Below are 4,056 nucleotides of genomic sequence, written 5' to 3'. Positions count from 1 at the left end.
CGGTTGGTGAAAAAGTTCTTGGACGTATTTTCAATGTTATCGGTGAAACGATTGACGGCGGAGATCAAGTTACCGATTGTGATACATGGTCTATCCACCGTGATCCTCCACCATTGGTTGATCAAAGCACCAAAACGGAAATGTTCGAAACAGGTATCAAAGTTGTTGACCTTCTCGCACCATACGGAAAAGGTGGTAAGGTCGGTCTCTTCGGTGGTGCCGGTGTTGGTAAAACCGTTATCATCATGGAATTGATCAACAACGTTGCTCAAGGACATAGCGGTCTTTCTGTTTTCGCGGGTGTCGGTGAACGTACACGTGAAGGGAATGACCTTTACCACGAGATGAAAGAATCAAGCGTTTTGGACAAAGTTGCACTGTGCTACGGACAAATGTCAGAACCACCAGGAGCACGTAACCGTATCGCTCTTACCGGTCTTACCATGGCGGAATATTTCCGTGATGAAAAAGGGCTTGATGTATTGATGTTTATCGACAACATCTTCCGTTTTGCGCAATCAGGTTCAGAGATGTCAGCTCTTCTTGGACGTATCCCTTCAGCCGTTGGTTACCAACCGACATTGGCTCGTGAGATGGGTGCTCTCCAAGACCGTATTACATCAACCAAAAAAGGTTCAATCACTTCGGTTCAAGCGGTATATGTGCCTGCGGATGACTTGACTGACCCAGCTCCGGCTTCAGTATTTGCTCACCTTGATGCGACAACGGTTCTTAACCGTAAAATCGCTGAAAAAGGGATCTATCCCGCGGTTGATCCATTGGATTCAACATCACGCTTGCTTGATCCGCAAATTATCGGTGAAGAGCACTATAACGTTGCTCGCGGTGTTCAAAAAACACTTCAAAAATACAAAGATTTGCAAGATATCATTGCGATTCTCGGTATGGATGAATTGTCTGAAGATGATAAAGCAACGGTTGAACGTGCACGTAAAATCGAGAAATTCCTTTCTCAACCGTTCCACGTTGCGGAAGTATTCACCGGTGCTCCTGGTAAATACGTTAAACTTGAAGACACTATCAAAGGGTTTAAGGGTATTCTTGAAGGTGAATTCGACCATTTACCAGAAGGTGCCTTCTATATGGTCGGTAATATGAATGAGGCGATCGAGAAAGCTGAAAAAATGAAAAGCAAATAATTGCTTCTCGCCTTAAAGGAAACACTATGGAAACACTCCAATTAGAAGTGCTTACACCAAGCGGTCCGATCTATAACGGTCCTGCAAAAAGTGTCACCCTTCCGGGTGAAGAGGGAGAGTTCGGTGTCCTCCCGCAACACGTCGCTTTAACTACACTTCTCCAAGCCGGAGTCGTTGATATTCATAAAGAAGACGGTAAAACTGAATCTATCGTTGTGAATTGGGGCGTTGTCCAAATCACAAACAACAAAGTTGTTGTTTTGGTCGATGGAGCGGTAGCTATTCACGGTGCGAGTGAAGGCGATATTGCTAAAGCTCTTGATGAAGCGAAAGCTCTCATCAGCAGCGTAGGCGATTCTAACGCTATGATCGCTTCCGTTTCAGCGCGTATCGATAATATTACACATCACTAATTGAATGCCGATGTTTCATACATTTGCCGAATATTATGATAAAAGCCATCCGGTAACACTTCTTGTGTTACTGATCCTCTCTTTTTATTTCATCGCCGTTAATTGGATTTTTTTCTACCGTTTATTTTCTCTGAATCAATGGATTGCAGCTGAGAATCAATCATTGGAGTCTGTATTGCTCGGTGCGTATAAAATCCCTGATTTTGCCTATTTGAGTTATTTCATAAAATCTTCGTCGAAACTTTCACCGTCTCTTTTTGATATGGCCACTTACTCAGCGACGAAAGAAGCAACAAAAGGGTTAGTTCTTTTGTCGATTATAGCTTCTACCACACCGTTTATCGGTCTTTTCGGTACCGTTGTCTCTATATTGGGAACATTTGAACATATTGGACAAGCCAGCGGGACGATGAATATAATTGCATCAGGGGTGTCCGATGCACTTGTCGCAACTGCGTCAGGGATTTTTGTGGCGATTTTTGCGTATACCTACCATCAAATTTTAAAACGTAAAGCATTTGAACTAACGGGTCTTATCCGTATGCAAGGCGATGCTTTGTTGTCAAAAGATCTCTAAGACAATGTTTGATTGGGATGAAAAGCCGGAATTGAACATCACCCCCCTTGTGGATGTGATGCTTGTTTTATTGGCTATTTTGATGGTGATATCACCGAATATCGTTTACGAAGAGTTGATCCGTCTCCCCCAAGGCTCAGCTCAAAAAGAGATGACTAAAAAAGAGCAGGTTCAAATTACCATCTCCAGCGACAAAAAAGTGAAAGTGGGAACGACCGTATTGGCATATGAGTCTTTTGCCGATAATTTTATTCAAACGGCATCATCCTATCCTGCAGATTCTACCGTTCAAATCAGTGCAGACGGTCGATTGAATTACAGTGACGTTATGTATGTTCTGGCCGTTGTTAAAAAAGCCGGATTTCAAAATGTCTCTCTTGTTACCGCACAATAGTAGATTGATCTTTAAAGTTTTTATCCGAGGACTTTGCAGATGAATTTTAATCAGGAACGGAATTTTTTCCTTAGCGGGCTCATATCGCTCTCTTTTTTCGTCGGTATCCTCTTTTTGATTACCTATAGCGCTATTCTCGCACCGAAAACCCAGCAATTTGCCATGATTCAAAGTGATGTCATCAATGTATCGATTGCTCTTTCTGAAATTAAAGCTCCCGAAGTGGTAACCTCAGAGCCTGAATCTCAGCCTCACTCTGAAATGCAACCGTCGCAGCTCTCCCATGAACAAGCTAAAGTGCCTAAGCCCGCTGTAGAACCGGTAGCACAAATATCCGATCTATTTGCTCAGATTAAGCCAGACAAAACTCCTAAAAAAGAGCGAGATGATCCAAAACGGCTCGAACAATTGAATGCCTTGGAGAAAGAGGTTATTAATCGAAAAGAGAATGCACGAATCTCAGACAAAGTCAATAAACTTGAGTTGGCAAAACCTTCGGTAAAAGTTGTTGCTCAAGGTGGCTCAACGGGACCGCTTGTTGACAAATATTATGCTACGATTCAAGCGATGGTTCGGTCGTATTTTCATCCGCCCGCCGGAACAGCCGGAGAGGTAGCTAAAGTTCGGATGAATTTTAATGCATCCGGAAAACTGGTTTCGTATCGTGTCATCAGTTATTCGGGAAGCGGCACGTTTAACAATGAAGTCGATTGGTTAAAAGACCGATTGAATTCTGTCTGTTTTCCTGAACATCCAGACGGTAAAGAGGCCGTGTTGGATTTTATATTAACAGCTAAGGAGTAAGAGTTTGAAATTTTTTCTTTGTCTTGTGATGCTTGTACAATTTTCATGGGGAGCGGATGCTACTTTGGAAGTTGTCAAAGGGGTCGAAGGGCTGTCTTCATTGGCGATTGAAGACGGGTCCTATCAGCCAAACGATATGTCTCACAAATTTATGCAGATGCTCTCAGCGGATATGAATGTTGTTTCCCTTTTTAATGTGAATGATTCGTATGCAGCCGTATCGTTTGATTCGAATCTCCCAAGTGAGATCCATAAAGACGCGCAGTATCTTCTTCGATACCGATTAGCCAATGACGGAGCTGGAGGGATTAAAGCCGATATCAAGCTTCTTTTGAACGGAAAAGAGATTTTTTTTAAAAATTATATTTTAAAACAAAGCGACATGGCGGTATTTCTCTCCCACACTATTGCGTATGATATTAACAATAAGCTCGGAGGTGCACCGATCGAGTGGATTAAGCGCAAAGTCTTATTGGTCCGGTTGACAAATCCGAAACACTCGGAAATTGTTGCCGCAGACTATACCCTCTCGTATCAAAAAGTGATTGTCACAGGGGGGATGTACGTATTTGCGAAATGGGCAAATCGTGATCAAAGCGATTTCTATTATACGTCGCTTACCGATTTTAAACCGACAATTTATAAGATGAACCTCTTTAGCGGAAAAAAAGAAAAAGTAATCAGTTCAGACGGTATGGCGGTGTGCTC

Annotated in this window: 5 protein-coding genes and 1 pseudogene; all 6 read left to right on the top strand. The window is 42.7% G+C overall.

What is annotated here, in order from left to right:
* On the top strand, positions 1–1,160 hold a 1,160-nt coding region (gene atpD, locus JHC35_RS01110; protein WP_295041535.1), incomplete at its 5' end, for a F0F1 ATP synthase subunit beta.
* Between the two features lie 26 nt (positions 1,161–1,186).
* On the top strand, positions 1,187–1,573 hold the full coding sequence (atpC, locus tag JHC35_RS01105) for an ATP synthase F1 subunit epsilon (protein ID WP_295041534.1): 387 nt from the start codon (positions 1,187–1,189) through the stop codon (positions 1,571–1,573).
* A gap of 4 nt (positions 1,574–1,577) precedes the next feature.
* Positions 1,578–2,150, top strand: a complete 573-nt coding sequence (locus JHC35_RS01100; RefSeq protein WP_295041533.1) for a MotA/TolQ/ExbB proton channel family protein — start codon at positions 1,578–1,580, stop codon at positions 2,148–2,150.
* A gap of 4 nt (positions 2,151–2,154) precedes the next feature.
* Positions 2,155–2,544, top strand: a complete 390-nt coding sequence (locus tag JHC35_RS01095; RefSeq protein ID WP_295041532.1) for a biopolymer transporter ExbD — start codon at positions 2,155–2,157, stop codon at positions 2,542–2,544.
* Between the two features lie 39 nt (positions 2,545–2,583).
* Entirely contained in the window at positions 2,584–3,348 is a 765-nt protein-coding gene (locus JHC35_RS01090) for a TonB C-terminal domain-containing protein (RefSeq protein WP_295041531.1), read from the top strand.
* A gap of 4 nt (positions 3,349–3,352) precedes the next feature.
* A pseudogene (locus JHC35_RS01085) lies at positions 3,353–4,056 on the top strand (hypothetical protein); the annotation flags it as partial.

This window comes from Sulfuricurvum sp., from assembly GCF_022759005.1.
Classification (GTDB): domain Bacteria; phylum Campylobacterota; class Campylobacteria; order Campylobacterales; family Sulfurimonadaceae; genus Sulfuricurvum.
This window is presented reverse-complemented; position numbering and strand designations above follow the sequence as displayed.